This is a genomic window from Streptomyces sp. NPDC005722, from assembly GCF_040630935.1.
GTDB lineage: Bacteria > Actinomycetota > Actinomycetes > Streptomycetales > Streptomycetaceae > Actinacidiphila.
Map to the genome: position 1 here is coordinate 36,726 of NZ_JBEXYN010000048.1, position 24,016 is coordinate 60,741.

Sequence of the window (24,016 nt, forward strand, 5' to 3'; positions counted from 1 at the left end):
CCTACGATGGCCGCATGACCTGGCTGGACACCAGTACCGACAACTGCACGGTGCAGCGCACCCTCGACCTCGTCGGCGAGAAGTGGTCGCTGCTGGTGCTGCGCGACGCCATGAACGGCGTCCGCCGCTTCGACGACTTCCGGCGCCACATGGGGCTCTCCGAAGCGGTCCTGGCGGACCGGCTGCGCAAGCTGGTCGCCGCGGGGATCCTCGACACCGTGCCGTACCGCGAACCGGGCAGCCGCACCCGCAACGAGTACCGGCTCACGCCCAAGGGCTGGGACCTGTGGCCCGCGATGATCGCCCTCAAGCAGTGGGGCGACCGCTACACCGCCGACCCGGAGGGCCCGCCCCTGGAGGTCCGCCACCGCGACTGCGACGAGCCCGTCGGGGCCGTCGTGGTCTGCGCCGGGGGCCACGACACGCTCGCCCCCCGGCAGGCCTACACCCGGCCCGGTGCCTCCGCCCGGACGGCCGCCGGCTGACCGCCCGACCGGGCGGCACGCACGCGACGGCGCGCGGACGACGGCGGTCCTTCGCGGAAGTCCCGCGCCCCGCGGCCGCCGTGGCGGGCGCCGACACCCTCTCCCCCGTACCCCCCGTGTCCCCCGTCGAGGGCGTCGACGTCCAAGCCACCGGTCAGGACGCTCCCCCGGTCCTCAGTGGCCCCACGAGCGCGGAACCGGACCGGACCAGGCCGAAAGGCCCTGTCCTGCCCGCTCCGCGCGCATCGGCTCCGTTGTCGGTGCCGTGACGATGGTGACAGGGGAGGCACCCGGTGCACATTGCCGGATCCCGGCAGTCTTGACGCCTTGTTGACGGCCCGTTGACGGCGCCGCGTGCGGAACTACAACGGCTGGTCGGGCCAGCCGAGCAGCCGCGCGCCCATGGCCGCGGTCTCCAGGGTGTACCGGTGCAGCGGCTCGCCGGGGTCGTAGCCGGTCAGCACCTTGATCCGTTCCAGGCGGTAGGTGAACGTCCGGACCCCGAGGCCGAGCCGGCGCGCGGCCTCGGCGTTGACGTGCCCGGCCTCGGCGTGCGCGGTGATGGTCTCCAGCAGCGGTCCGGCCCCGCCCCGAGCCTGCTCCAGCGGACCGAGGACGGTGCGGACGAGGTCGGCCATCGCGGCCCGGTCCCGCATCAGCACGGGGAAGACCAGCAGTTCCTCGGCGCGCAGCACGGGGGGATGCAGGCGCAGCCGGTCGGCGACGTCCAGCGCCCCGAGGGCCTCCTCGTAGCTGCGCACGATGCCGCTGGTACCGGAGTGGGTGCGGCCGACCGCCACGCGGCGGGCGGCGCCGTGACCGGGGCCGGGGCGCAGTGCGGTGTCGGCGAACGCGTCGAACACGGCGCGCTCGCCGCCGGGGGCGATGCAGACCAGCCGGCCGTCCTTGCTCGCCACCAGGACCTCGCGGTGCCCGAAGCGGCCCACCAGTTCCCGCTCGATGCGCCGCACCACGGGCCGGCTGTCCTCGTACGCGTCCACGCCGCGTGCCACCGCCACCGCGTGTCCCCGCCCCAGCCGCAGTCCGAAGCGCTGGGCGCGCTCGGCGAGCCGTCCCGGGTCGCTGCGCCCGTACAGCAGGTCGTCGACGAACTCCCCGCGGGCCGCCTCCTCCTGGCCGGCCAGGAACCGCTGGGCACTCTCGTGGCCCTCGCCGAGCGCGGCCACCGCGGCGTCGAGTGCGGTCAGCACCGCCTCTCCGGCCCGCTGCGCCTCCCTGGCGGTGCCGGCGGCCGCGAGGCCCGGCAGCGTGGCCCACGCGTCACGGGTCGCCGCCAGGTAGGCGCCGAGGATGTCGCGCAGCCCGTACCCCCCGCCGCCGGCGCGCTCACCGGACCCGCGGAGCGCGTCCAGTTCGTCCCGCCGCAGTCGCCGGCCCGTGCCCGAGACCTCGCCCAGCATGCGCGCGTACGCCTCCAGGTCCTCCCGCGGTACGCGCCCCATGGCCCCGTCTCCCCTCCAGGCACACGTCGTTGCCGTCCCCCGGCAACCTGGACCGTATCAATCCTGCCCGGTTCGGTGATCACCGCCCCCTCGGCGGACGAGGTACCGGAACCCCCTCAACGGCACGCGCACGAAGCCGACTTGACGTACGGCCGTTCGAAGGACGATGATCTCCGCACACTCCCCAGGTCTCCCCCCGTGGCCTGGGGAGTGCCGCGTTCAGCCGTCCGTTCCCTCGGCGAGCAGGTCGCCGGAGGCGGTCCGCCGGTAGACGACACGGCGGTCGACACGCGTGCCGGTGACCAGTCCGGCGTCGCGCAGCACCGCCAGGTGACCGCCCACGGTGCCGAGCGACACCCCGAGGTGGGCGGCGAGTTCGCTGGGCGTCGCGGGACGCTCCAGTTCGAGGAGGATCGCCGCCCGGCCGGTCCCGATCAGCCGCCCCAGGGCCCGCCGGGGTTCGGGGCGCCGCTGCGTCCCGGCGGTGCCGCGCGCGGGGTAGACGAGCGCGTACGACGCCGGCGGCGCCTCGCACAGCCAGGTGCCCCGGGAGACGGCGGCGACCGGCACGAACAGCATCCCCTCGTCGCCGACGACCCGGTCCGGGGAGCCCCGGTGGCTGAAGCGGATCGCGTCCGCGCCGACCCAGGCGCTGTGCCGGCTCATGTGCTCCAGGGCGCGGGGCCAGCCGTACGCGGCGAGCAGCCCCGCCCGGTGGGTGACGTCCCGCTCCAGCAGCGCCCGGCGGCGCGGCCAGTCGGGTGCGACGTGCGCGGTCCACGTGCGGCGGAACACCTCGGCGGTCCTGGCGGCCCAGTCGCGTCCGGTCAGCCAGCGGAGGTCGTGCTCCTTCCAGCTCTGCGCCACCGACTCCTCCAGTTCGGCGCGCACCCGCGCGTCGGGCACCCGTGCCACGGCGGCCAGTTCGCCGTCGATCGCGGTCCGCATGCCGCCGCCCGGCGGCAGGACGACGTGCGCCGGCATCCACGTGCTGGAGGTCAGCAGCCGCACCAGGCCCTTCGCGAAGGGGTCGGCGTCGAGCGCGGCCAGGAACGCCGCGTGGTGGCGGTCGTGCCAGGAGGCCAGCCACGGGTCGCAGTGGCCGGCGGCCAGGACGTGCAGCGACGCGAGGGTCTCGGCCAGCGGCGACAGGGCGAACCGGGACCGCGACAGGGCCAGCGGGCTCAGCCGCAACAAGGTCATCTTTCGCCTCCCGCCGAAACGATAGTGCCCCGCACGGCGCCTCCAGCAGAATCCGCGCGTGCTCCCGCCCCTTCCGCCGCACCACGGCTTCCGCTGGTTCCTGACCGCCCAGACCGTGTCCCTGCTGGGCACCGCGATGGCCCCGGTGGCTTTGGCGTTCGCGGTCCTCGACGCCGCGGACGGCCTCGGCGACCTCGGTGTCGTCCTCACCGCATACATGGTGCCGCTGCTGCTGTTCCTGCTCGTCGGGGGCGCCACGGCCGACCGTCTGCCGCGCCGGACGGTGCTGGTCGCGGCGCACCTCGGTTCGGCCGCCACCCAGGGCGCCGTCGCCGCGCTCCTGCTGACCGGGCGGTACGCCCTGTGGCCGGTGGCCGCGCTGGGGTTCCTCAACGGTGTGCTCGCCGCGTTCACCACGCCGGCGCTGCGCGGCATCGTGCCCGAACTCGTCCCCGGGGACCGGATCCGGCAGGCGAACGCGCTGCTGGGTACGGTGCGCAACGCCACGAAGATCCTCGGCCCCAGCCTGTCGGGGGTCCTTGCGGCGTCCGTCGGCGGCGGACCGGCCATCGCCTTCGACGCGCTGACCTATCTGATCGCCGCCGGCTGCCTCACCCGCCTGCCCTCCCTCACCGCCGCCGCGGCGGCGACGTCGCGTCGCCGCCCGGGGCTGCTCGCGGACATCCGCGAGGGCTGGGCCGCGTACCGCCGGATCCGCTGGGTGTGGACGGTGTCGCTGTGCTTCTGCGTGGTCAACCTGGTGCAGGTCGGCAGCTGGCAGATCCTGGGCCCGGTGCTGACCCGGCAGCTCGCCGGTGAGGCCGCGTGGGGCCTCGTGCTCAGCGCGCGCGGTGCGGGACTGCTGGTGATGAGCGCGCTGATGTACCGGTTGACGGTCCGTCACCTGCTGCGGCTGAGTGTGCTGGCGGGGGTGCTCGGCGCGCTGCCGCTGCTCGCGCTCGGCACGCACCTGGGCGCGCCCTGGCTGGTCGCCGCCGCCTTCACCGCCGGGCTGGGCTCGTCGGTCGCGGGCATCGGCTGGGACACCTCCCTCCAGGAGCACGTACCGCCCGGCTCCCTCTCGCGCGTCTCGTCCTTCGACGACCTGCTGTCCTACGTCGCCATTCCCCTCGGCCAGCTCGGCGTCGGGCCGCTCGCCGACCGCGTCGGGGGGTACCCGGTGGCCGCGGCCGCCGGAGTCGTGTACGCCGCGGCGGCCCTGGCCCCGATCGCCTCCACGGCCGTACGCCGCCTGCCCCACGGCCGCCCCGCCGCCGCGCTCCCCGACGGGACCGCGGCGGCGCGCGAGCTTCCCCAGCAGAGTTGACGGTGCCTCACTTGACGTGATGGGGCTGTCGGTTCGGCGCACGATCGACGCCGCGTCGCCACGTGGTGCGGCCGGGATCGCGCCGGCAGGGCTGGAGGCGACATGCGCGTCGGGGCCATCGGAGTGATGCTGAGGAGAGACCGTCCATCCGACACCGACAGGAGATTCCCATGATGGACGCAGCCAAGGCCGAGCTGTACGCGAGGGACCTGTCCGGCGCGGACTGGGTCACGAGCAGCCACAGCAACAGGTGGGACAAGACGTGTGTGGAGGTCGCCGACCTCGGCGGCGGAGCGGTCGCGGTCCGCGACTCGAACCGGAGGGACCTGCCGCCGCTGCGCTTCACCGCGCAGGAGTGGGCGGCGTTCCGACTGGGCGTGCGCGACGGCGAATTCGGCTAGCGTACCGGCCGCGGAACCCGCCGGGGGCCCGGCTCGGCTCACGCCCGGCTCGGCTCACGCGAGCCCACGCGGTGAGCCGGGCGACGGGACACGGTTCAGCCGGCCGGCAGCAGGACGCCGGGGTTGAGGATGCCGGCCGGGTCGAGGGCGGACTTGGCGGCCGCGAGGGCGGCGGCGAAGGGGTCCGGGCGCTGGGTGTCGTACCAGGGACGGTGGTCGCGGCCGACCGCGTGGTGGTGGGTGATCGTGCCGCCGTGGTCGGCGACGGCCTGGGAGACCGCGGCCTTGACGTCGTCCCACTGGGCGACCGTGCTGCCCCAGCGGCCCGCGGCGTAGACGCCGAAGTAGGGCGCGGGCCCGTCGGGGTGGACGTGGCTGAACCGGCAGGTGACGACGCCCGTCCCGCAGACGGTGCGGATCGCCTCGTTCGCGGCGGCGGTGACCGCCGCGTGGAGCTCCTCGAAGCGGTCCCAGGTGCAGGCGGTCTCGAAGGTCTCGACGACCAGGGCCTGCTGGGCCAGGGCGTCCCGCTGGTAGGGCATGCGCAGGAAGGACGAACGCCAGGAGCGGTCCGCCCCCGCTCCCCCGCCCGCGTCGGTGGCGCCGTCCGCACCCGAGTCGGTGTGGCGGGGCGGCTCGGGCAGCCGGCCGCCGTGGTCGCGGCACAGTTCCAGGGCCCGGTCCATCCAGGGTTCCAGCGGGTGGTCGGCGGACTCGAAGGCGAGGATCAGGACGCTGCCGCCGGTGGTGACGCCCGCGTTGACGAGGGCCTCGGCGGGGTCCAGCAGACGGCAGTTCGACGGGTGCAGCCCGGACTGCGCCAGGGCGCGGGTGGCGGCGACCGCGTCCGCGAAGCCGGCGAAGTGGACGGAGGCGTTCGCCCGCCACCGGGGGCGTCGCTGCAGCCGCATCCAGGCCTCGGTGATGACCCCGAGGGTCCCCTCGGAGCCGAGGAACATCCGGTCGGGCGACGGTCCCGCGCCCGAGGCGGGCACGCGCCTGGACGTGCTGGTGCCGGAGGGCGTCACGACGCGCAGCGCCTGCGTCAGGTCGTCGATGTGGGTGCGGAGGGTGGCGTAGTGGCCGCCCGCCCGGGTGGCCAGCCAGCCGCCGAGCGTGGAGTACTCGAAGGACTGCGGGAAGTGACGTAGCGTCAGGCCGGTGGGCCGCAATTGCCGCTCCAGGTGCGGGCCGAGCACTCCGGCCTGGATGCGGGCGGAGCGACTCACCGGATCGACCTCCAGGACGCGGTCCAGGTGTCCCGTGTCGAGCGTGACCGCGGGACGGCCGTCGGCGAGGCGCGGTTCCACTCCGCCGACGACCGAACTGCCGCCCCCGAAGGGGATGACGGCGATCCCTTCGCGGGTGCACCAGTCCAGGAGGTCGACGACGTCCCGCTCGGTAAGGGGGCGGGCGACCAGGTCGGGGGCGTGGCGCAGGTCGCCGTGGAGGTTGCGGACGACGTCCCGGAAAGCCTTTCCGTGGGTGTGCGCGGCGCGGTCATGCGGGGTGGCGGAGCACAGGTGGGCCAGGGACCGCGGCGGCGCGACCCGTACGGGCGGCAGGTCGAGGGACGCGACGTCCGGCGGGAGGTGGACGGTCAGGTCGGCGTCCGGGAGCAGTCCCGCCACCCGGTCGGTCAGCGCGGCGCGTTCGGCGCCCCGCACCGCGTGCTCGACGGCGCCCCATCCCCACCACGACCGTGTGCCCGCGTGTCGCATGCGTGTCCCGCCCTTCACCTCAATCGATATGACCGACAGGTAAATTACCACTGGGTCACATCCGGCGGGAGGGGTCAACTGACCATGGGGTCAGTTCGCCGCCTACAATCACGGACGTGGCGAGCGCGAGAACCCGTACCGCCGGGACGAAGGGCGTGCCCCGCGCCGAACGTGAGGAGCAACTGCTCACCGCGGCCGTCGAGGAGTTCGGCCGCCGCGGCTACGCGGGTGCGTCGATGGCAGCGATCGCCGAGCGGGTCGGGGTCACCAAGCCGCTGCTGTACCAGTACTTCGGGTCCAAGGACGCGCTGTACGCCGCCGCCCTGGAGCGGGTCGCCGGCGCACTGACCCGCGCCCTCACCGAGGCCCTCACCCAGGGGGTCACCTCGCTGGGGACCCCGCTCGCGGTGCTGCGCGCCGTCTTCACCACGCTCGAGGGCCGACGCCACGCCTGGTTCGTGCTGTACGACCGGACGTTGCCCGCCGAGGGTCCGCTGCGCGAGGAGGCCGAGCGCCACCGTGCCGTCATCGACGGGCTCGCGGCCGCGGGCAGCGCGGAGTTCCTCGCCGCCCGCGGGATCGGCGACCCGCTGGACGCCGACGCGCTCAAGCACCTGTGGACGGGCACCGTCAGCACCCTGGTCACCTGGTGGATCCACCACCCCGGCGAGTCCGCGCAGGAGATGGCGGAGCGCTGCCGGCGCCTCATCACCGCGATCGTCAGCTAGTTCCGCGGCCGCGGAGGTTCGCTGTGCCCGTGGACGGCCTGCGGGTGCGGTGCGGGTGCGCCTGGGCCCGCCGCACGACCGAGAACCGCGCGGCGGGTCTCAGCGTCGCTTTCTTGCGGCGCCACGGCCCGCGGGGCGCGAAGGACAGCAAAGGTGATCATGAGACAGAAGTGGGTGCTCATCGCCGTTCTGGCGTTTCCGGTGGCTTTCCTGGGATGGGTCGCCTGGACGTTCGTCATGTCGCCCTTCTTCGGCGACCCGATGTCCCAGAGGGAAACCGTCCCCTGCGACGAGGCCATGCGCTTCGCGGACCAGGACGGACTGCCCAAGGGGGCTCACGACGCGAAGTGCACCGCCCTCAGTTGGCTGGACACGACCTATACGGCCCACTTCACGATCACGCGGACGGATCTGGACGCATGGCTGAACGAGGCCTACCCCGGCACCCGTCTCACCGTGGAGGACTGTCTGGGCGGACCGGCGGACGCCTGCACCCACATCGACCTGAACCCTCCCGCCGACGGCGGGGCGATGGCGGTGGACATCGTCGTGCGGTACGGCGGGAACTCGACCGCGGTCGTCGATTTCGAGCCGTTCGACGTGTGACCCGGCCGCCGGCCGCCCCTGCCCGCCCCCGGCCCCGGGGGTTCAGAGGGTGACGAGCCGTATCGCCGCGAGCAGGGTCAGGGCGACCGTGACGCGCTCGAAGACCTTCGGGCTGATGCGGCTGATCGTCGCGCGGCCGGCGACGGCCCCCGCGAGGACCGCCGGGGCGGCCGTCGCGCCGAAGGCCAGGGTGCCGGGCGTGATCAGCCCCAGGGCGACGCTGAAGGGCACCTTGAAGGCGTTGAGCAGCAGGAAGAACCAGGCGCTGGTGCCGAGGAAGCCCAGCATGGGCAGCCCCACGGCCAGGAAGTACAGGGACATGATCGGGCCCGCCGCGTTGGCCGTCATCGTGGCGAACCCCGCAAGGATCCCGGCGCCCGCGGCGACGGCCGGGTGCTGGGCGACCGGGTCGTCCGGGCCCCGGCGGCGGCTCCACCAGTGGACGGCGAGCATCGACAGCAGCAGCGCGCCGATGAGTTCGCGCATCCGCGTGTCGTCGACCCGGTCGACGACCACCACGCCCAGCAGCACCCCGACCACCACCCACGGGAAGAGCCGCACCAGTCGGCCCCAGTCGGCGTGCCGGCGGTAGGCGGCCACCGCCACCGCGTCGCCGACGAGGAGCAGGGGCAGCAGCACGCCGGTGGACAGCTTGGCCGGCAGCACCAGCGCGAAGAGCGCCACCCCCACCGTCCCCGCCCCGGAGACCCCGGTCTTGGAGTAGCCGACGAGGAAGAGGGCGAGCAGCGCCACGACCCACTGCGCCGGGTCGAGCGCGGGCATCAGGGCCGCCGGGGGACGGAGGGTGCGAAGGTCACGGCACGTTCTTACCTGGCGCGCGCCGTGCCGCCGCGGGCGGGGTGGGCCCGGCGGCGCGGCCGCGGGCAACTTCGCCGCGATCGCGTCGGGTTGTCATCGAGGGTTCCCCGGGGGTCCGTCGCCTGGTGGGCCGCGCGTCCCCGTGCGGGTCTGGGATGGCGGATCAAGGACCGGGCGGGGCGACGTACCGCCCGGTGGAACCGAACGTCAGGAGAGCGTATGTCCGTCACAGCCGCCGAACCGCGTGAGAAGGCGCGCCGGGTGGGGCAGGCCGCGCGGAGGGGGGCGGTGTTCGCCGCCGCCCTGGCGCTGGTCGCCGTCGTCCCGCCGGCCGTCGCGGGTGCGCAGTCGCCCGCCGCCTCCGGTACGCACGGGATCACGTGGACGACGCAGCAGGTGGCGCCCGGCCTGGAGGTCCGCAGCGGGGTGCTGCGGGACCCGTCGGCCGCGGGTGTGTGGACGGTGACCGTGCAGGCCCCCGCCGTCAACCGGCTGACGGGCGCCGCCACGTGGGCCCCGCTGGGTGACCGGGCCTGGGCCGACGCCACCGCGGCGCGGCTGCGGGAGGCCGGGTTCGAGCCGCGGCTGGAGGCGGTCGAGTGGGACACCTACGCCGACACCCCGCGCGGCGTGATGGGCTGGCAGGTCCGGGTCGGCCGGTACGCCACGCAGGCCGAGGCCGGCACCGCGAACACGGCGGTCGCGGCCGCCGGTTTCCGTACGACGGCCGAGTGGACCGGTTACGACGGGCGGCAGGCCGCCGACGGCGAGCGCGTCCACGTCGCCGTGGTGGACCCGAAGCGGCTGAACGGGTCGGTCGCGGTCAGCGACGGCGGCAACGTCGCCGACCGGGAGAAGACCTCCGCGGTGGCCGGCCGGCTGGGGTCGCTGCTCGGCGTGAACGGCGGCTTCTTCATCACCTCGGACGCCGACGGCGTCCAGGGCACCGTCGCGGGTCTTTCCGCGGTGGACGGCAAGCTGGAGTCGATGGCGGTCGGTTCGCGTGCGGCGCTGGTCCTCGGTGACGGCGGCCGGCGGCCGCGGATCGCGGACCTGTCCACCACGGTCACCGTGCGGGCCGGCTCCGCCCGCCACGCGGTGCAGGGCATCAACCGCCTGCCGGGCAAGGTCCGCAACTGCGGCCGGCCCGGTGGCGTCCCGACCGAGCAGCCGCGGCACGACACGACCTGCACCCTGGCGGACGACCTGGTGGAGTTCACGCCGGCGTTCCGGGCGGCGCTGCCCACGGGCGCCGGTGCGCAGGTGGTCCTCGACGCGCACGGGAAGGTGCTCTCGGCCGGCGCCCGCGGCGGCTCCGCCCCCGAGGACGGCACGGTGCTGCAGGGCACGGGCACGGCGGCGGCGTGGCTGACCGAGCACGCCAGGACCGGCAAGCGACTGGCCCTGAGCGAGGTCGTCCGGGACGCCGAGGGGCGCCGGGTCCGGCTCGGCCGCGGTGACAGCATCGTGAGCGCGGCGCCCACCCTGGTGGAGGACGGCCGTGTCCACATCGACGCCACCGGCGAGGGCACCCTGGACCCGCTGGACCTGTCGTTCGGCTTCGCGTGGTCCAACGTCCGCCAGCCGCGGACGATGGCCGGCATCGACCGGCGGGGCCGGCTCCTGCTGGTGACGGTGGACGGGCGGCAGCCCGGGGTGAGCGAGGGCTTCACCCTCGGCGAGGCGGCCCGGTTCATGCGGTCGCTGGGCGCGGTGCAGGCGCTCAACCTCGACGGCGGCGGCTCGTCGGCGATGGTGGTCGAGGGCGTCCTGGCCAACGTCCCCTCGGACGCGACCGGTGAGCGTGCCGTCGGCGACACGATCCAGGTCCTGCCGGGGCGCCGCGGCGGGCACTGACCCGGCCCGGCGGCGTCCTGCCCCCTGACGACCTCCGACCGCCCCGGGGCCCTGCCCCGGGGCGGTCGGCTGGTCCGTCCGGCCGGACGGGCAACGTTCCTCACCTTTTACGCCGGTATGATGCGCTTCGTGATCATGTCCGGATGGCTGCGGCGCCGACGTGCCGGCCCGGACGGCCGCCGGCTCACCTGGCGGCCGGCCCCGGTGATCCTGACCGTGCTCATCGCCGCCCTGGCGTTCGCCACCCCGCGCGAGATCGCGATCAGCCGCCTGCTGCCCGTCGCGCCCGCCCTGGCCGCCGCGATGTGGCCGGTGCTGGCGACGGTGCTGCTGGGCGCGTTCTGCCTGCTGGTCATGGTGGGCCTGAGCTTCGTCTACACCGACCTGGGCACCCCGTACACCGGGGCCGCCATCGTCGCGGTGACCCTGGCGGCGGCGTACGCCAGCCACGTACGGATCCAGCGCGAGGAGGCGCTCTTCCACGCCCGGCTGGTCGCCGACGCCGCGCAGACGGTGCTGCTGCGGCCGCTGCCGCGGCACATCCAGGGCATGGAGATCGAGTCGCTGTACCTGGCCGCACAGGAGCAGGCGCGCATCGGCGGCGACTTCTACGAGGTGGCCGACACGCCCTACGGGGTGCGGCTGCTCATCGGCGACGTACGCGGCAAGGGGCTGTCCGCCGTGGGCGCCGCCTCGGCGCTGATCAGCTGCTTCCGGGAGGCCGCGCACGACGAGCCCGACCTGCGGGGCATCATCCACCGCCTGGAGACCAGCATCGGGCGGCACAGCTCCGGCTACCCCGGCCAGGACCTGCCGGAGCGCTTCGCCACCGCCGTGATCGCCGAGATCCCGCACGGAGGCGGCCGCCTGCGGCTGCTGAACTGCGGGCATCCCGCGCCGATCGTCGTGCACGCCGGCCGCATCCGGGTGCTGGAGCCCAGCGCCGCCTCCCCGCCGCTGAACCTCGCCGACCTCATCGGCGACGCCTACGCCGTGGACACCCACGCCTTCGCCGCCGGCGACCAGTTGCTGCTCTACACCGACGGCGTCACCGAGACCCGCGACCGGGCCGGGGCGTTCTTCCCGCTGCCGGACTGGCTGCGGCGCCAGTCCCCGGCGGCGCCCCGCGAACTGCTGGACCGGCTGCACCGGGAGCTGCTGCACTACAGCGGCGGGCGGCTGGACGACGACATCGCCGCCCTGGCCGTGCGCACGCCGCGCGTCGTGACCCGCGACGCCCCGTAAACCGCTGTCGCGCGGGCCCGGAACGGCCCTACGCTCGCCGACATGCCCCGACCTCACGGATTCTCCTACCGCCGGCGCGGCGACGGCACCGTGGTCGTCACGCATGGCGCGCACACCGCCGCCGTCCTGCGCGGGGAACGCGCGGAACGCTTCCTGGAGGAGGTGGAGCGCGGCGACGCCCAGCTGGTCATGGCCCGCTGGACCGGCAACTACAAGCACGGCAACGAACGCACCGCCCGCGCCCACCCCCGCAACCAGGGCTGACGGCCCCCGGCGGGCCCACCACGGCCGTGCACCCCGTGCCGCCGTGCACCCTGTGCCGCCGTACTCCCTGCGTCGCCGTACTCCCTGCGTCGCCGCCCTACACAAAATGTACAGACTCGTTCTGTTTTGTAGGCTTTCCCTATGGAACGTCGTCGGCCGGCCGGTGCCGGTTCCACGACCGCGGTGGGCGCACCGCGGGTGAGCCTGCGCTCCGAGCAGCGTGACCTGACCCGCAACCGGGTCCTGGACGGTGCGGTCGAGGTCTTCGCCGCCAAGTCCTTCGTCGCCGCCACCATGGAGGACATCGCCCGCGCGGCGGGCGTCACCCGGGCCACGGTGTACGCCCACTTCCGCGGCAAGGCGGAGGTGATCGCCGCCCTGACGGACCGGGTGTACCAGGTCACCGACGCGCTGTACGCCGAGCTGGCCGCCGTCCCCGAGTGGACGCACGAAGCGGTCCGCGCGTGGCTGGAACGGGCCGCGGCGAGCTGGCGGGCGCTCGCGCCGACCATCCGCGTACTGCTGGCGGCCACCCCGTCGGCGGCCGGGGACGAGGGCAGCGCCCGCGACCGCTACCTGGCGGCGTACGAGCGCTATGTGGCCCTGCTGACCGCCGGACCCCGGCGCTGGCGGGGCGTCACCCCCGCGCAGGCACGGCAGCGCGCCCTGATGGCGGTGCTCCAGACGGGCTCGTTCCTCACCGCCTGGATCGCCGGCGGCCTGCCGGTCGACACCGACGACCCGCTGGACCTCCTCACCGACGACCTGTGCCACCTGCTGCGCCCCGCCCTCGCCGGCCGGCCCGCCGCACAGCGCCGTCCGCGCGGGCCGTCGTGAGGACCCCGCCCCACCCTCGAGTCCCCTGGAGGCAAGCGCCATGGCAGCGACCGAGCCCCGGAAGTACCCCTTCACCGAAGCCGACCGGCTGACCGTCGACCCGGCCTTCGCCGGACTGCGCAAGGACGAGCCGCTGTGCCGGGTCCGGTTCCCCTACGGGGAGGCCGCCTGGCTGGTCACCCGGTACGAGGACGTGCGCACTGTCCTGGGCGACCCCCGGTTCAGCCGGGCCGAGGCAGTCCACCGCGACGAGCCGCGCCTGCGGCCGCACCGTGGCCTGCGCGGCAGCATCCTCGACCTCGACCCACCGGACCACACCCGGCTGCGGCGGATCGTGGCCAAGGCCTTCACCGCCCGCCACATCGAGCGCCTGCGGCCCCGCACCGAGCGGATCGCGGCCGGCCTCGCCGACGGCATGGCCGCCCGCGGCGCGCCCGCCGACCTCGTCGCGGACTTCGCCCTGCCGCTGCCCGTCACCGTCATCTGCGAACTGCTCGGCGTCCCCCTGGCCGACCGCGCGGATTTCCGCACCTGGTCCGACGCGCTGCTGTCGACCACCAAGTACACCCCGCGGGAGGTCCAGGAGCACACGGACGCCCTGATGGCCTACATGGCCGGGCTGATCGCGGAACGCCGCGCCGCGCCGCACGAGGACCTCCTGGGCGCACTGGTCGACGCCCGCGACAACGGCGAACGGCTCTCGGAGCGGGAACTGCAGGTCCTGGCGGTCTCCCTGCTCGTCGCCGGCCACGAGACCACGGCCTCGCAGATCCCCAACTTCGTCTACACGCTGCTCACCCACCCCGCGCAGCTCGCGGCGCTGCGCGCCGACCCCGGCCTCGTGCCCGGCGCCGTCGAGGAACTGATGCGCTACGTCCCGCTGGGCAACGGCGCGGGCATGCCCCGTTACGCGCTGGACGACGTCGAACTCAGCGGCGGCACCGTACGCGCCGGTGAGGCGGTGGTGGTCTGCCCCGTGTCGGCCAACCGCGACGAAGCCGTCTACACCGACCCCGACCGGCTCGACCTGCTGCGCCAGGAGGCCTCCCACGTCGGCTTCGGGCACGGACCGCACCACTGCCTGGGCGCCCAACTGGCCCGGATGGAACTGCAGGTGGCCCTGAGTACCCTGCTGGACAGGCTGCCCGGGTTGCGCCTCGCCGGACCCGAGGAGAGCGTCGTGTGGAAGTCCGGCGTCGCCCTGCGCGGGCCCGAACGGATGCCGGTCACCTGGGACGGGGCCTGACGGCGACCGGCGCCGCCCGACGACATCGCAAGGCTTCCGACGACAGCGAAGGACACCCGCCATGACCTGGCAGATCGAGGTGGACCGGAACACCTGCATCGGCACCGGCTCCTGCGCCGGCATCGCCCCCGAGCACTTCGAGCTCCGCGACCGCAAGTCCTGCCCCCGGCACCCGACCGCCGAGCCGGACGAGCTCCTGGTCGACGCCGCCGAGTCCTGCCCGGTGGAGGCGATCACCCTCCGGGACGCGACCAGCGGCGAGCTGATCGCGCCCCAGCCATAGGCACGGCCGCAGCCGCGGGCCCGGGCGGCCCTCAGACCAGCGTGCGCGGGCGGAGCTCCGGCTCGGTGGAGGCGTCGGTCATCACGGCGTAGACGCTGCCCTCCTGGCCGGCGGCGCCGCCGTGCCGCCCGTCCGGGGTCAGTGCCAGCGCCCGCAGTTCGGAGCGGTACTCGTCGGGCAGGCCCGCCGCCTCCTCCAGCGCGATCCGGCACGCGTCGGCGGGCTCCTTGCCCAGCGTCAGCAGGTCGACCACCGTACGGGCCGTGCCACCGCGCAGGCTCAGCTCGCCGCGGCCGGTGCAGGCCGCCCCGCCACCGCGCAGGTCGCACCAGTTGCCCGCCCCCGGGACGGCGGAGTCGCCCACCCGTCCCGGGTACTTGAAGGGGTAGCCGGAGGTCGAGACGCCCACGCACATCTCGCCGTGCGCGTCCAGCGCGACGATGTTGATCGTCCCCCACGGCCCCTCGTGCGGCGCCATCCGCCGCACCAGCTCCAGCGCCGCCCGCCGGTAGCGGTGGTCACCGTCCACGGCCGGGGTGTTCTCCCCCTCGACCGCCTCGGCGGCGGTCAGCAACTGCTCGCGCCACATGGCCCGCGACGCGTCGGTCAGCAGCTCGGCGCCCTCGAACCCGTTCTCCCGCGCGAACAGCGCCGCGCCCTCCCCCACCAGCAGGCAGTGCTGCGGCAGCCGCTCCATCACGGCGCGCGCCACCGATATCGGGTTCGGGAACCCGCGCAGCGCGCCGACCGCGCCGAACCTGCGGTCCGAGCCCGTCATCACCGACGCGTCCAGCTCGACGACGCCCTGCGCGTTGGGCAGCCCGCCCGTGCCGACGTAGTGGTCGGTGAGGTTGTCCTCGCAGCGGCGCATCGCCGCCTCCACGGCGTCCAGCGCCGTCCCGCCGCGCCGCAGGACGTCCATCCCGGCCGGCAGGCCGACCTCGCTGCGCTCGCTTCCGATGATGACGGGCTGCGTCATGGCGTTCCCTTCGCTGGTGGGCCGGGCCGTACGGGCGCCCGGCGGCCCCGGCGCCCGCGACCAGCCGGTACGACGACGCCGTGAGCCTAGCGCCGGGCCCGCGGCGCCCGGCCACCGGCCGGGGTCCCCGGTCGGGCGTGCGGTGCGACGCGGTTCCGGCCCTCGGCCCGGAGGCGGCCGGCCACGACGAGGACGCTCCTCCGCCTTGCGATGCACCACAGCTGGGGGAACCGTGGGGCCCGCCCCACGAGCGGTGCAGGCACCCCACCCGGCGGTAGCCGGGCGAGCGACCGGTCACCGGCCGGGGTCCCCGGTCGGGCGCGTGGTACGACGCGGTTCCGGCCGGCCTCCGTGCCCGCCCCGGCGTACGCCTTCCGGTCCATCCCCGGGGGAGGAATCACTCCCCGGCCCCCACCCGGGGTCTCCCGGCGCCGCCCGTACCGGGGCCTCGGGGGCCGGTATTCACCCGTCCGGCCCTTTCGCCGGGCGCACGGGGAAATCCACGCTGTCTGCGGGCGCCGTGACAACACGGATGATCACAGTTGCCACTGCGCCGCCCGTAGTTGCGCCCTCCACGCCGCTCGCCCTGGTCCCACGATCGGCGCTGGTGACACCGCCCGCACCGCGCACGCGCGGTGTTCCCGGGCTGCCCCGGCCCGGCCCGCCGCCCAAGCTGGAGTTGACGGATGCGGTCAGGACTTGTCGACGAACACCTCGAGGTGAGCAGATGGCACAGACGCCGATTACCCCCGAGAACGTGCGCACGAAGCAGTTCACCACCGTCCGCCTCCGTGAGGCCTACGACGAGCGCGAGGTCGACGACTTCCTGGACCAGGTCCAGGCCGAGCTGACCCGGCTGCTGAGGACCAACCAGGACCTGCGCGCCCAGCTCTCCGCCGCCGAGGCAGCGGCCACCCGGCAGCCGGAGGAGCCCGAACTCGAGGTGGCGTCGGCGCCGCAACCCGAACCCGAGACCGAGCCCCAGGCCGAGGCCCAGGCCGAACCCGAGCCCGAGCCCGAAGTGGCGCCGGAGCCCGAGCCCGCCCCGGTGCTCGTCGCCCGGGCCTCCGGGCCGGCTGGACCGGCGGAGCCCGCGGACACCGAGGAGGCCGACGACGGGACCGCCGGGAGGCAGCCCGGATTCGCCGTCGACAGCACGGCCCGTCTGCTCGCCCTGGCCGAGCGCACCGCCGAACAGGCCGTCTCCGAGGCCCGCGCCGAGGCCCACAAGATCGTCGGCGAGGCACTCGGCCTGGCCGAGAACCTGCGCCGCGACTCCCGCGAGCGCGCCCAGGCCCTCGAGCACGAGGCCCAGGAGAAGCACCGCCAGGCGATGGTCGACCTGGCCTCCGCCCGTACCGCCCTCCAGCGCAAGGTCGACGACCTCCGCACCTTCGAGGACGCCTACCGCAGCCGTCTGACCGGCCACATGCAGTCCCAGCTCCGCCGCCTCGACCGCGACCTCGCGCGCTCCCTCGCCCCGCCCTCCGCTCCCCCGACGGTCTCCCTCACCCGCGCCACCGCCAAGCGCGCCGCGGAAGCCCGGCCCGTCCCCCCGGCCGCCGCCCCCGGCCCTGCCCCCGCACCGGAACCCGCCCCGGAACCCGCCCCCCTCACCGCTGCGGGCGCCCTGAGCGGCGAGGAGGACTAGGAACGCCGCTCACCCCTCGGCGGCGGGCAGCCGGTAGACGGAGACGTGCGAGCGGGACTCGGCGGTGAACTCCGCGCCGTGCCAGTCGGCGTGGCGGGACTCCAGGTCGAATCCCGCGAGCTGGGCCATGAGGTCGAGCTCGGAGGGCCAGACGTAGCGGTGCGGGGTGCGGAACAGGCTCGTGCGCTCGCCGTCGCGGAAGCGGAAGTGGTGCGAGACGACCCGCTGCCGCAGGACGTCGTAGGTGTCCACGCCCATGGAGCCGGACCCGGAGTGCCAGACCACGGCCTCCTGGCCGGGTGGCAGCTTGCGCAGCTCGGGGACCCACAGTTCGATCACGAAGCGCCCGCCCGGTGCGAGATGACGCGCGGCGTTGCGGAAGCAGGCGACCTGCTCGGTCTGGGTGAGCAGGTTGGCGATCGTGTTGTAGACCAGGTAGACGAGCCGGAAGGTGCCCGGGGCGCGGGCGGCGGACATGTCGCCGGTGACGACCGGGATCGTCGCCTCGTCCGCCTTGGCGCGCAGCCGGTCGATCATCGGCTGTGACAGCTCGATGCCGCTGACCGGCACGCCCCGCGCCGCGAGCGGCACGGCCACACGGCCGGTGCCGACGGCGAACTCGAGCGCCCGTCCGCCGTCGGCGAGCTCGGCGAGCCGGTCCACGACCGGATCCAGTACCTCCGGGGCGAACATGCCGGTGCCGGGGGTGTCGTAGCTGCCGGCGGTCTCCGCACCCCAGATCTCGTCCTGTCGCATGCGCATCACGATTCACGGAGCCGGCGGCGAAGTCGAGCGAATTCCGGGCGGGGCATCACGGGGCGAAAGGCGGGGAAGACGGATCGAACACCGTTCCACGGGGCATGGATGTCCCTACACGGCGACGGGACCCGGGGAGGCGCCCGTGAAGGTGGCACTGCTCACGCGGGAGTACCCGCCGTACGTCTACGGCGGGGCCGGTGTGCACGTGGAGTTCCTGGCCCGTGAGCTTCGGGAGCTGACGGATCTTCAGGTGCACTGCTGGGCCGGCGCGCAGGGGCAGGGCGCCGCGGACGACCGGGAGGGCGGCCCGGACGTCACCCGGCATGCCGCCGCCGCGGAACTCGGCGACGCCAACGAGGCGTTGCGCAGCCTGTCGGTCGACCTGTCGATGACCGCCGCACTGGCCGGCCGGGACCTCGTCCACTCCCACACCTGGTACGCCAACCTCGCCGGGCACCTGGCCAAACTGCTGTACGGCGTGCCGCACGTGATGACCGCACATTCCCTCGAACCGCTGCGCCCCTGGAAGGCGGAGCAGCTAGGCGGCGGGTACGCGCTCTCGAGCTGGGCGGAGCGGACGGCGGTCGAGGCCGCGGACGGCGTCATCGCCGTGTCGCACGGGATGCGCGCGGACATCCTGCGGAGCTACCCCGCGCTCGACCCGGCACGGGTGCACGTCGTCCACAACGGCATCGACACCCGTCTGTACCGGCCGGACGCGTCCACCGCGGCGCTCCGCGCGCACGGCGTCGACCCGGGCCGCCCGTACGCCCTGTTCGTCGGGCGGATCACACGGCAGAAGGGGGTGCCGCACCTGCTGCGGGCGGCCCGGCGGATCGATCCGGGCCTGCAGATCGTGCTGTGCGCCGGGGCGCCCGACACCCCGGCGATCGACCGGGAGTTCCGTGAGCTGGTGGAGGAACTGCGGGCGGCGCGCGGCGGGGTGGTCTGGATCCCGCAGATGCTGCCGCGGTCCGAGGTGGTGCAACTGCTCACGCACGCGGCGGTGTTCGTGTGTCCCTCGGTGTACGAGCCGCTGGGCATCGTGAACCTGGAGGCGATGGCGTGCGGCACCCCGGTGGTCGCCTCCGCGGTGGGCGGGATCCCGGAGGTGGTGGCGGACGGCGTCACCGGGCTCCTCGTGCCGTACGAGGAGAAGGACCCGGAGGCGTTCGAGGCGGGACTCGCCGCGGCGGTCGGCGCGCTCGCCGGCGATCCCGGGGCGGCGGCGCGCATGGGGACGGCAGGCCGCGAGCGCGCGGTGGCGGAGTTCGGCTGGGACGCGGTGGCCCGCCGCACCGTGGACGTGTACGAGGAGATCTGCAGGTCGCAAGGGCGGTAGCGGCAAAGGGGGCAGTGATGCGCGGCGGACCTTCGGTGCTCGGAATCGTGCTCGCGGGCGGGGAGGGCAAGCGGCTGATGCCGCTGACCGCCGACCGCGCCAAACCGGCCGTGCCGTTCGGCGGCGCCTATCGGCTGGTGGACTTCGTCCTGTCCAACCTCGTCAACGGCGACATCATGCGCATCTGCGTGCTGACGCAGTACAAGTCGCACTCCCTGGACCGGCACATCACCACGACCTGGCGGATGTCGAACCTGCTGGGCAACTACGTCACCCCCGTCCCGGCGCAGCAGCGGCTGGGCCCGCGGTGGTTCCTCGGCAGCGCCGACGCGATCTACCAGTCGCTGAACCTGGTGTACGACGAACAGCCCGACTACATCGTGGTGTTCGGTGCCGACCACGTGTACCGCATGGATCCCCGGCAGATGCTGCGCCAGCACATCGAGGCGGGCGCGGGCGCCACGGTGGCGGGCATCCGCGTCCCGCGCGACCAGGCCTCCTCGTTCGGGATCATCACCCCGGGTCCCGGCGGGGTGCGGGTGGAGCGGTTCCTGGAGAAGCCCGCCGATCCGCCGGGCCTGCCCGGCGACCCCGACCGGGTGTACGCCTCGATGGGCAACTACGTGTTCACCACCAAGGTGCTGCTGGACGCGCTGGCCCAGGACGCCGAGGACGACGCGTCGGTGCACGACATGGGCGGCAGCATCATCCCGCTGCTCACGGCCAAGGGGCAGGTGCAGGTCTACGACTTCGACGACAACCACGTGCCCGGCGAAACGGCCCGCGACCACGGCTACTGGCGGGACGTGGGCACTCTGGACGCGTACTACGACTCCCACCAGGACCTGATCTCGGTCCACCCGGTCTTCAACCTCTACAACGACCAGTGGCCTTTGTACACGCACTCGTTGCGGCTGCCCCCGGCGAAGTTCGTGGCCGGCGGGATCGCGGGCGAGTCGATGGTCAGCCCGGGCTGCATCATCTCCGGGCAGGTCACGCAGTCGGTGCTGTCGCCGGGGGTGGTGGTCGAGGAGGGCGCGGTGGTGCAGGGGTCGGTGCTGCACGACAACGTCCGCGTCGGGCGGGGCGCGGTCGTACGCCGCGCGATCCTCGACAAGAACGTCGTCGTGCCCGCGGGCGCCACGGTCGGCGTCAACCCCGAACGCGACCGCGAGCTCTACCACGCCTCCGCGAACGGCGTCATCGCCCTGGGCAAGGGGCAGCGCGTCCTCTGAACCGGCCGTCCCGCGTGCCGGACGCCACCCGTTCAGGCCGCGGGTGCGCCTCCCTCGGCCGGCTACGGGCGGGTGAGGGGATGGAGCTGTCCGCTGACGAGGGTGCTGACGGCGGCAAGGTCCGCCATCAGTCCGACGAGGGCGAGCATGGACCGCAGGTCGTGTGCGAGCAGATCGTCGTATTCGGTCCGGGAGACCGGCACCTGCTCGTGGCGCCGACCGTCCTCCTGTGAGGCGTAGTAGTGGCCCTTCACGGCTTCGCCGGCCTGACGGGAGTCGTGGCCGGTGGCCGTGCTCGCCAGCAGCACGACCCCCAGGACGGACAACCCTGCGAGGACCGCCCCGACAGCCGTCGGCAGAGAGCGCAGGGCGAGCCACAGCAGCATGGGATTGCCCTGTAGGCGCACTCCGTGGGTGGCCAGGGCGATGGCCCGGACGACCGCGCCGGCGAACAGGGGGAACAGGCCCGCACAGACGACGCCCAGCACCAGGCTGCTGTGCCGGGGCAGCCAGGTGCCGGGCAGGAACGTGCCGAGCGCCAGCACCAGGCACACCCCGCTCAGCACCATCGCCGCGCCCGCGTGCACGATGAGACCCGTCTTCATGCAGCCCCCCGGCCCCCGTCCCGTACCCGCCGCGCGCACGGTGGGCTCCACTCTGTCGGACCGGGCCGTGTCCGTGGTCATCTCCGGGCCCGGCTTGGGCCAAGGGTGCGCAAAGGCCGGGTACGGCGTGAGACTTCGGGAGGGGCGGCGGCGTACTGAGGGTGGAGTCCCCCAAGCCCCTCGCGTCGGAGGTAGTACGCCCGTGACCGTCACCAAGGAGGCCCCGGCCCCCGCCGGGACCGCGCGGCAGGACGCCGGGCCGCCGGACCCGGAGGAGCGGTGGCGGGTCAGCTCGCCGCTGGTGCTGACGCTGCTGCTGCTCGCCGCCCTGACGATGCAGGGGCCGGTGCGGCGCGCGCTGTCCGCGCCGGTGATGCAGAGCTGGACGACCGTGTTCGTCGCGGTGGTGGTGCAGGCGCTGCCCTTCCTGGTGCTGGGCGTCCTGCTCTCGGCGGTGCTCGCGGTGTGCGTCCCGCCGTCGTTCTTCGCGCGGGCGCTGCCGCGCCGCGCCGCGGTGGCGGTGCCGGTGGCGGGGGTCGCGGGGGCGGTCCTGCCGGGGTGCGAGTGCGCGTCGGTGCCGGTCGCCGGGGCGATGGTACGGCGAGGGGTCGCCCCCGCGGCGGCGCTGACGTTCCTGCTGTCCGCGCCGGCGATCAACCCGGTGGTGCTGACCGCCACGGCCGTCGCCTTCCCGAACGAGCCGCGCATGGTGGTCGCCCGCTTCGTCGCAGGACTGCTGGTCGCGTGCGTCATGGGCTGGCTCTGGCAGCGTCTGGGGCGTCCCGGTCTGCTGCGGCCCGCGGGGCACCACCCGTCGGCCGAAGGGCGGGGCAGGGGAGCCGCGTTCTGGGGTTCGGTGCGGCACGACGTCATGCACGCCGGCGGGTTCCTGGTCGTCGGGGCGATGGCGGCGGCCACGCTCAAGTCCTTCGTGCCGGAGGACGTCCTGCGCCTCGCGTCGGGCAACCCGGTGGTGTCGGTGCTCGCGCTGGCGGTGCTCGCGGTGGTGCTGTCGATCTGTTCGGAGGCCGACGCGTTCGTCGCGGCGTCCCTGTCGCAGTTCTCCCTCACCGCCCGGCTGGTGTTCCTCGTCGTGGGGCCGATGATCGACCTGAAGCTCTTCGCGCTGCAGGCGGGCACCTTCGGACGCGCCTTCGCGGTGCGGTTCGCGCCGGCCACCTTCGCGGTCGCCGTCGTCCTGGGCTGCGTGACCGGGGCGGTGCTGCTGTGAACCGGGAGGCGCAGGCCGCCGTGCTGCTGCTGACGGGGGTGGCCCTGCTGCACGCCGGGCTCAGCGACCTCTACCTGCGCTACGTCAAGGCCGGGCTGCAGCCGTTGCTGCTGGCGGCCGGTGCCGTGCTGGTCGCCGCGGCCCTGGCGACCGTCTGGTACGAGCTGCGCCGGCCGCGTCGCGGCGATCCGGGGCAGGAGAACGAGCGGCCGGACGGCCACGATGGCGAGGACCCGCACCCGCATCCGGACCCGCACCGCGAGCCCGTGGTCGCGTGGCTGCTGGTGCTGCCGCTGGTCGCGCTGGTCCTGGTCGCCCCGCCGGCCCTGGGGTCCTACTCCGCCGCCCGGAGCGGCACGTCGGTCCCCCGTCCCTTCGGTTTCCCCACCCTGCCCGCGGGCGACCCGCTGCGGATGGAGACCGCCGACTACGCGGGCCGCGCGGTCTACGACCACGGACGTTCCCTGACCGGCCGCCGGATCACCCTCACCGGATTCGTCAGCGTCGCCCGCGACGGCACCCCCTACCTGACCCGGATGGTGCTGAACTGCTGCGCCGCCGACGCCCGCCCGGTCAAGATCGGAATGACCGGGCAGGTGCCGCCCGTCCTGCAGCCGGACGCCTGGCTGGAGGTGACCGGGACCTACACCCCGCGCCGGGCCGAGGACCCGGTCAACGACGGTCCCGTCCCGTTCCTGGACGTGAGCCGTGCCCGGCCGGTACGGGCGCCGGCCGAGCCGTACGAGGGCTGACCCCGCCGTGCGGTCAGCCCGGCTGGCCGCTGTCCTTGAGCGTCCCCCAGCCGTGCCACCGCTCGATCTCGATCAGGGCGCTGACGCGCTCGCGGTCGCGCTGCGGGTAGGCGCGGCCCAGGTACTGCTGGGCCAGCCGGTCGATGTCGGCGAGGTCGGTGTCCTCGCGCAGTTCGCCGACCCGCCCGATCAGGGTGACGTGGGTGTACCAGTTCCCCTCGTCCAGGACCGTGAGGGTGACCCGGGGGTCGTGGCGGATGTGGTCCAGGCGCTTGCGGCCGCCGTCCATGTTGACCAGCACCCGGCCGTCGTCCCACAGGTACCAGGTGGCCGTGGACACCGGCTGGCCGTCGGCCCGCAGCGTCGTGATCACGGCCGGGTTGGGCTTCTTCAGCATCTCGATCGCGGCCGGGGGAAGCGGGGGCTTGGACACGGGAACTCCTTCGCGGTGATCTTCGGGGCTGCGCCCCACCGTGCCACATCCGCCCGGCCGGACGGCGGCCCGGACCCGGCGCGCCCCGCGGCGTCCGCCGAAGGGGCGCGCCACGGGTCCGTACGGGTCCGTGGCTGTGCGTCAGCAGAACCAGCCGTCCTGGACCCAGCCGCGGCGGTTGATGTCGCCGTAGGCGAACCCGTAGGCCCAGGCGCCCTGCTTGCTCTCGACGGTGAAGGTCTGGCCCTTGTAGAGGGTGCCCGTCCAGGCGCCGAGCGGGGCGGTGCGCACGTACAGGTCCTGGGCGCAGACGGTCTCGCGCCGGCCGATCGTCCCGTCGGCGGCCCGGGCGGGGGCGGCGGTGGCCAGTACGGCGGCGGTCAGGGCCGCGAGGGCGGTGGCGGCGCGGAGCATCCGGGGTGCGGACATGCGGGTGGGGTCCTTCCTGTGGGGGGGTGCCTCTATGTCTTTCGTCAAGCGAGGCGGGGGGTTCTGGGTTGGTAGTAGGTGCCGTCGCGGAGCATGGCGAACAGGACGCTGATGC

General features: G+C 74.5%; 25 protein-coding genes. 16 read left to right on the forward strand and 9 right to left on the reverse strand.

The genetic code is table 11. The features are described from left to right. The first annotated feature begins 14 nt into the window (after positions 1 to 14). Complete coding sequence (locus ABZ479_RS35045) at positions 15 to 485, forward strand: winged helix-turn-helix transcriptional regulator (protein ID WP_500465327.1); 471 nt, start codon at positions 15 to 17, stop codon at positions 483 to 485. A 362-nt stretch (positions 486 to 847) separates the two neighbouring features. Here the strand turns inward: ABZ479_RS35045 and ABZ479_RS35050 are convergent, their stop codons facing one another. Both ABZ479_RS35050 and ABZ479_RS35055 read right to left on the reverse strand, forming a co-directional pair. After that, positions 848 to 1,948 (reverse strand): PucR family transcriptional regulator, encoded by a 1,101-nt coding sequence (locus ABZ479_RS35050; protein WP_500465328.1) that lies wholly within the window; start codon positions 1,946 to 1,948, stop codon positions 848 to 850. Positions 1,949 to 2,167: 219 nt separating this feature from the next. Next, the gene (locus ABZ479_RS35055) at positions 2,168 to 3,151 is read right to left on the reverse strand and encodes a helix-turn-helix domain-containing protein (RefSeq protein ID WP_500465329.1); all 984 of its coding nucleotides are present in this window, start codon (positions 3,149 to 3,151) and stop codon (positions 2,168 to 2,170) included. A 58-nt stretch (positions 3,152 to 3,209) separates the two neighbouring features. Here ABZ479_RS35055 and ABZ479_RS35060 point away from each other — a divergent pair, with 58 nt between their 5' ends. Beyond that, positions 3,210 to 4,478, forward strand: coding sequence for an MFS transporter (locus ABZ479_RS35060; protein WP_500465330.1), 1,269 nt, complete (start codon positions 3,210 to 3,212; stop codon positions 4,476 to 4,478). A 170-nt stretch (positions 4,479 to 4,648) separates the two neighbouring features. Continuing rightward, positions 4,649 to 4,879 (forward strand): DUF397 domain-containing protein, encoded by a 231-nt coding sequence (locus tag ABZ479_RS35065; RefSeq protein ID WP_500465331.1) that lies wholly within the window; start codon positions 4,649 to 4,651, stop codon positions 4,877 to 4,879. 95 nt (positions 4,880 to 4,974) lie between these two features. Here ABZ479_RS35065 and ABZ479_RS35070 read toward each other — a convergent pair whose 3' ends face one another. After that, the gene (locus ABZ479_RS35070) at positions 4,975 to 6,600 is read right to left on the reverse strand and encodes an FAD-binding oxidoreductase (RefSeq protein WP_500465332.1); all 1,626 of its coding nucleotides are present in this window, start codon (positions 6,598 to 6,600) and stop codon (positions 4,975 to 4,977) included. 116 nt (positions 6,601 to 6,716) lie between these two features. Here ABZ479_RS35070 and ABZ479_RS35075 point away from each other — a divergent pair, with 116 nt between their 5' ends. Together ABZ479_RS35075 and ABZ479_RS35080 are read left to right on the forward strand one after the other, a co-directional pair. Continuing rightward, positions 6,717 to 7,328 (forward strand): TetR/AcrR family transcriptional regulator, encoded by a 612-nt coding sequence (locus ABZ479_RS35075; RefSeq protein WP_500465333.1) that lies wholly within the window; start codon positions 6,717 to 6,719, stop codon positions 7,326 to 7,328. A 159-nt stretch (positions 7,329 to 7,487) separates the two neighbouring features. Then, positions 7,488 to 7,934: a hypothetical protein gene (locus tag ABZ479_RS35080; RefSeq protein WP_500465334.1), complete on the forward strand. Its 447-nt coding sequence runs from the start codon at positions 7,488 to 7,490 to the stop codon at positions 7,932 to 7,934. Between the two features lie 42 nt (positions 7,935 to 7,976). Here the strand turns inward: ABZ479_RS35080 and ABZ479_RS35085 are convergent, their stop codons facing one another. After that, positions 7,977 to 8,717, reverse strand: a complete 741-nt coding sequence (locus tag ABZ479_RS35085; RefSeq protein WP_500465335.1) for a sulfite exporter TauE/SafE family protein — start codon at positions 8,715 to 8,717, stop codon at positions 7,977 to 7,979. A 255-nt stretch (positions 8,718 to 8,972) separates the two neighbouring features. On the opposite strand from ABZ479_RS35085, the gene ABZ479_RS35090 reads away from it, so the two are divergent. The 6 genes from ABZ479_RS35090 (at position 8,973) to ABZ479_RS35115 (ending at position 14,485) form a co-directional block, all read left to right on the forward strand. Beyond that, positions 8,973 to 10,610: a phosphodiester glycosidase family protein gene (locus ABZ479_RS35090; protein ID WP_500465336.1), complete on the forward strand. Its 1,638-nt coding sequence runs from the start codon at positions 8,973 to 8,975 to the stop codon at positions 10,608 to 10,610. 129 nt (positions 10,611 to 10,739) lie between these two features. Next, positions 10,740 to 11,855 (forward strand): PP2C family protein-serine/threonine phosphatase, encoded by a 1,116-nt coding sequence (locus ABZ479_RS35095; RefSeq protein WP_500465337.1) that lies wholly within the window; start codon positions 10,740 to 10,742, stop codon positions 11,853 to 11,855. 42 nt (positions 11,856 to 11,897) lie between these two features. Continuing rightward, on the forward strand, positions 11,898 to 12,119 hold the full coding sequence (locus ABZ479_RS35100) for a hypothetical protein (RefSeq protein WP_500465338.1): 222 nt from the start codon (positions 11,898 to 11,900) through the stop codon (positions 12,117 to 12,119). A 141-nt stretch (positions 12,120 to 12,260) separates the two neighbouring features. After that, positions 12,261 to 12,956 carry a TetR/AcrR family transcriptional regulator gene (locus ABZ479_RS35105; protein ID WP_500465339.1) on the forward strand — a complete coding sequence of 232 codons (696 nt, stop codon included), beginning with the start codon at positions 12,261 to 12,263 and terminating at the stop codon, positions 12,954 to 12,956. A 40-nt stretch (positions 12,957 to 12,996) separates the two neighbouring features. After that, the gene (locus tag ABZ479_RS35110) at positions 12,997 to 14,202 is read left to right on the forward strand and encodes a cytochrome P450 (protein ID WP_500465340.1); all 1,206 of its coding nucleotides are present in this window, start codon (positions 12,997 to 12,999) and stop codon (positions 14,200 to 14,202) included. Positions 14,203 to 14,263: 61 nt separating this feature from the next. After that, positions 14,264 to 14,485 carry a ferredoxin gene (locus tag ABZ479_RS35115; RefSeq protein ID WP_499606682.1) on the forward strand — a complete coding sequence of 74 codons (222 nt, stop codon included), beginning with the start codon at positions 14,264 to 14,266 and terminating at the stop codon, positions 14,483 to 14,485. Between the two features lie 31 nt (positions 14,486 to 14,516). Here the strand turns inward: ABZ479_RS35115 and ABZ479_RS35120 are convergent, their stop codons facing one another. Next, on the reverse strand, positions 14,517 to 15,464 hold the full coding sequence (locus ABZ479_RS35120) for a glycosylasparaginase (protein WP_500465341.1): 948 nt from the start codon (positions 15,462 to 15,464) through the stop codon (positions 14,517 to 14,519). Positions 15,465 to 16,191: 727 nt separating this feature from the next. On the opposite strand from ABZ479_RS35120, the gene ABZ479_RS35125 reads away from it, so the two are divergent. Then, entirely contained in the window at positions 16,192 to 17,115 is a 924-nt protein-coding gene (locus ABZ479_RS35125) for a DivIVA domain-containing protein (protein WP_500465342.1), read from the forward strand. 9 nt (positions 17,116 to 17,124) lie between these two features. Here ABZ479_RS35125 and ABZ479_RS35130 read toward each other — a convergent pair whose 3' ends face one another. Further along, on the reverse strand, positions 17,125 to 17,871 hold the full coding sequence (locus ABZ479_RS35130; protein WP_500465343.1) for a class I SAM-dependent methyltransferase: 747 nt from the start codon (positions 17,869 to 17,871) through the stop codon (positions 17,125 to 17,127). Positions 17,872 to 18,016: 145 nt separating this feature from the next. On the opposite strand from ABZ479_RS35130, the gene glgA reads away from it, so the two are divergent. Further along, positions 18,017 to 19,216, forward strand: coding sequence for a glycogen synthase (gene glgA, locus ABZ479_RS35135; RefSeq protein WP_500465344.1), 1,200 nt, complete (start codon positions 18,017 to 18,019; stop codon positions 19,214 to 19,216). A gap of 14 nt (positions 19,217 to 19,230) precedes the next feature. Continuing rightward, complete coding sequence (gene glgC / locus ABZ479_RS35140) at positions 19,231 to 20,451, forward strand: glucose-1-phosphate adenylyltransferase (protein ID WP_499606677.1); 1,221 nt, start codon at positions 19,231 to 19,233, stop codon at positions 20,449 to 20,451. Positions 20,452 to 20,513: 62 nt separating this feature from the next. Here glgC and ABZ479_RS35145 read toward each other — a convergent pair whose 3' ends face one another. After that, entirely contained in the window at positions 20,514 to 21,056 is a 543-nt protein-coding gene (locus ABZ479_RS35145; protein WP_500465345.1) for a hypothetical protein, read from the reverse strand. Between the two features lie 202 nt (positions 21,057 to 21,258). Between ABZ479_RS35145 and ABZ479_RS35150 the strand changes: the two genes are divergently transcribed. Continuing rightward, positions 21,259 to 22,287, forward strand: coding sequence for a permease (locus ABZ479_RS35150; protein ID WP_499606675.1), 1,029 nt, complete (start codon positions 21,259 to 21,261; stop codon positions 22,285 to 22,287). Beyond that, positions 22,284 to 23,039, forward strand: coding sequence for a TIGR03943 family putative permease subunit (locus tag ABZ479_RS35155; RefSeq protein WP_500465346.1), 756 nt, complete (start codon positions 22,284 to 22,286; stop codon positions 23,037 to 23,039). The genes ABZ479_RS35150 and ABZ479_RS35155 overlap by 4 nt, the downstream gene beginning before the upstream one ends. 13 nt (positions 23,040 to 23,052) lie before the next feature. On the opposite strand, the gene ABZ479_RS35160 is transcribed toward ABZ479_RS35155, so the two are convergent. Both ABZ479_RS35160 and ABZ479_RS35165 read right to left on the reverse strand, forming a co-directional pair. Then, positions 23,053 to 23,472 (reverse strand): PPOX class F420-dependent oxidoreductase, encoded by a 420-nt coding sequence (locus ABZ479_RS35160; protein WP_500465347.1) that lies wholly within the window; start codon positions 23,470 to 23,472, stop codon positions 23,053 to 23,055. Between the two features lie 141 nt (positions 23,473 to 23,613). Then, entirely contained in the window at positions 23,614 to 23,901 is a 288-nt protein-coding gene (locus ABZ479_RS35165) for a hypothetical protein (protein WP_500465348.1), read from the reverse strand. Positions 23,902 to 24,016 lie beyond the last annotated feature (115 nt).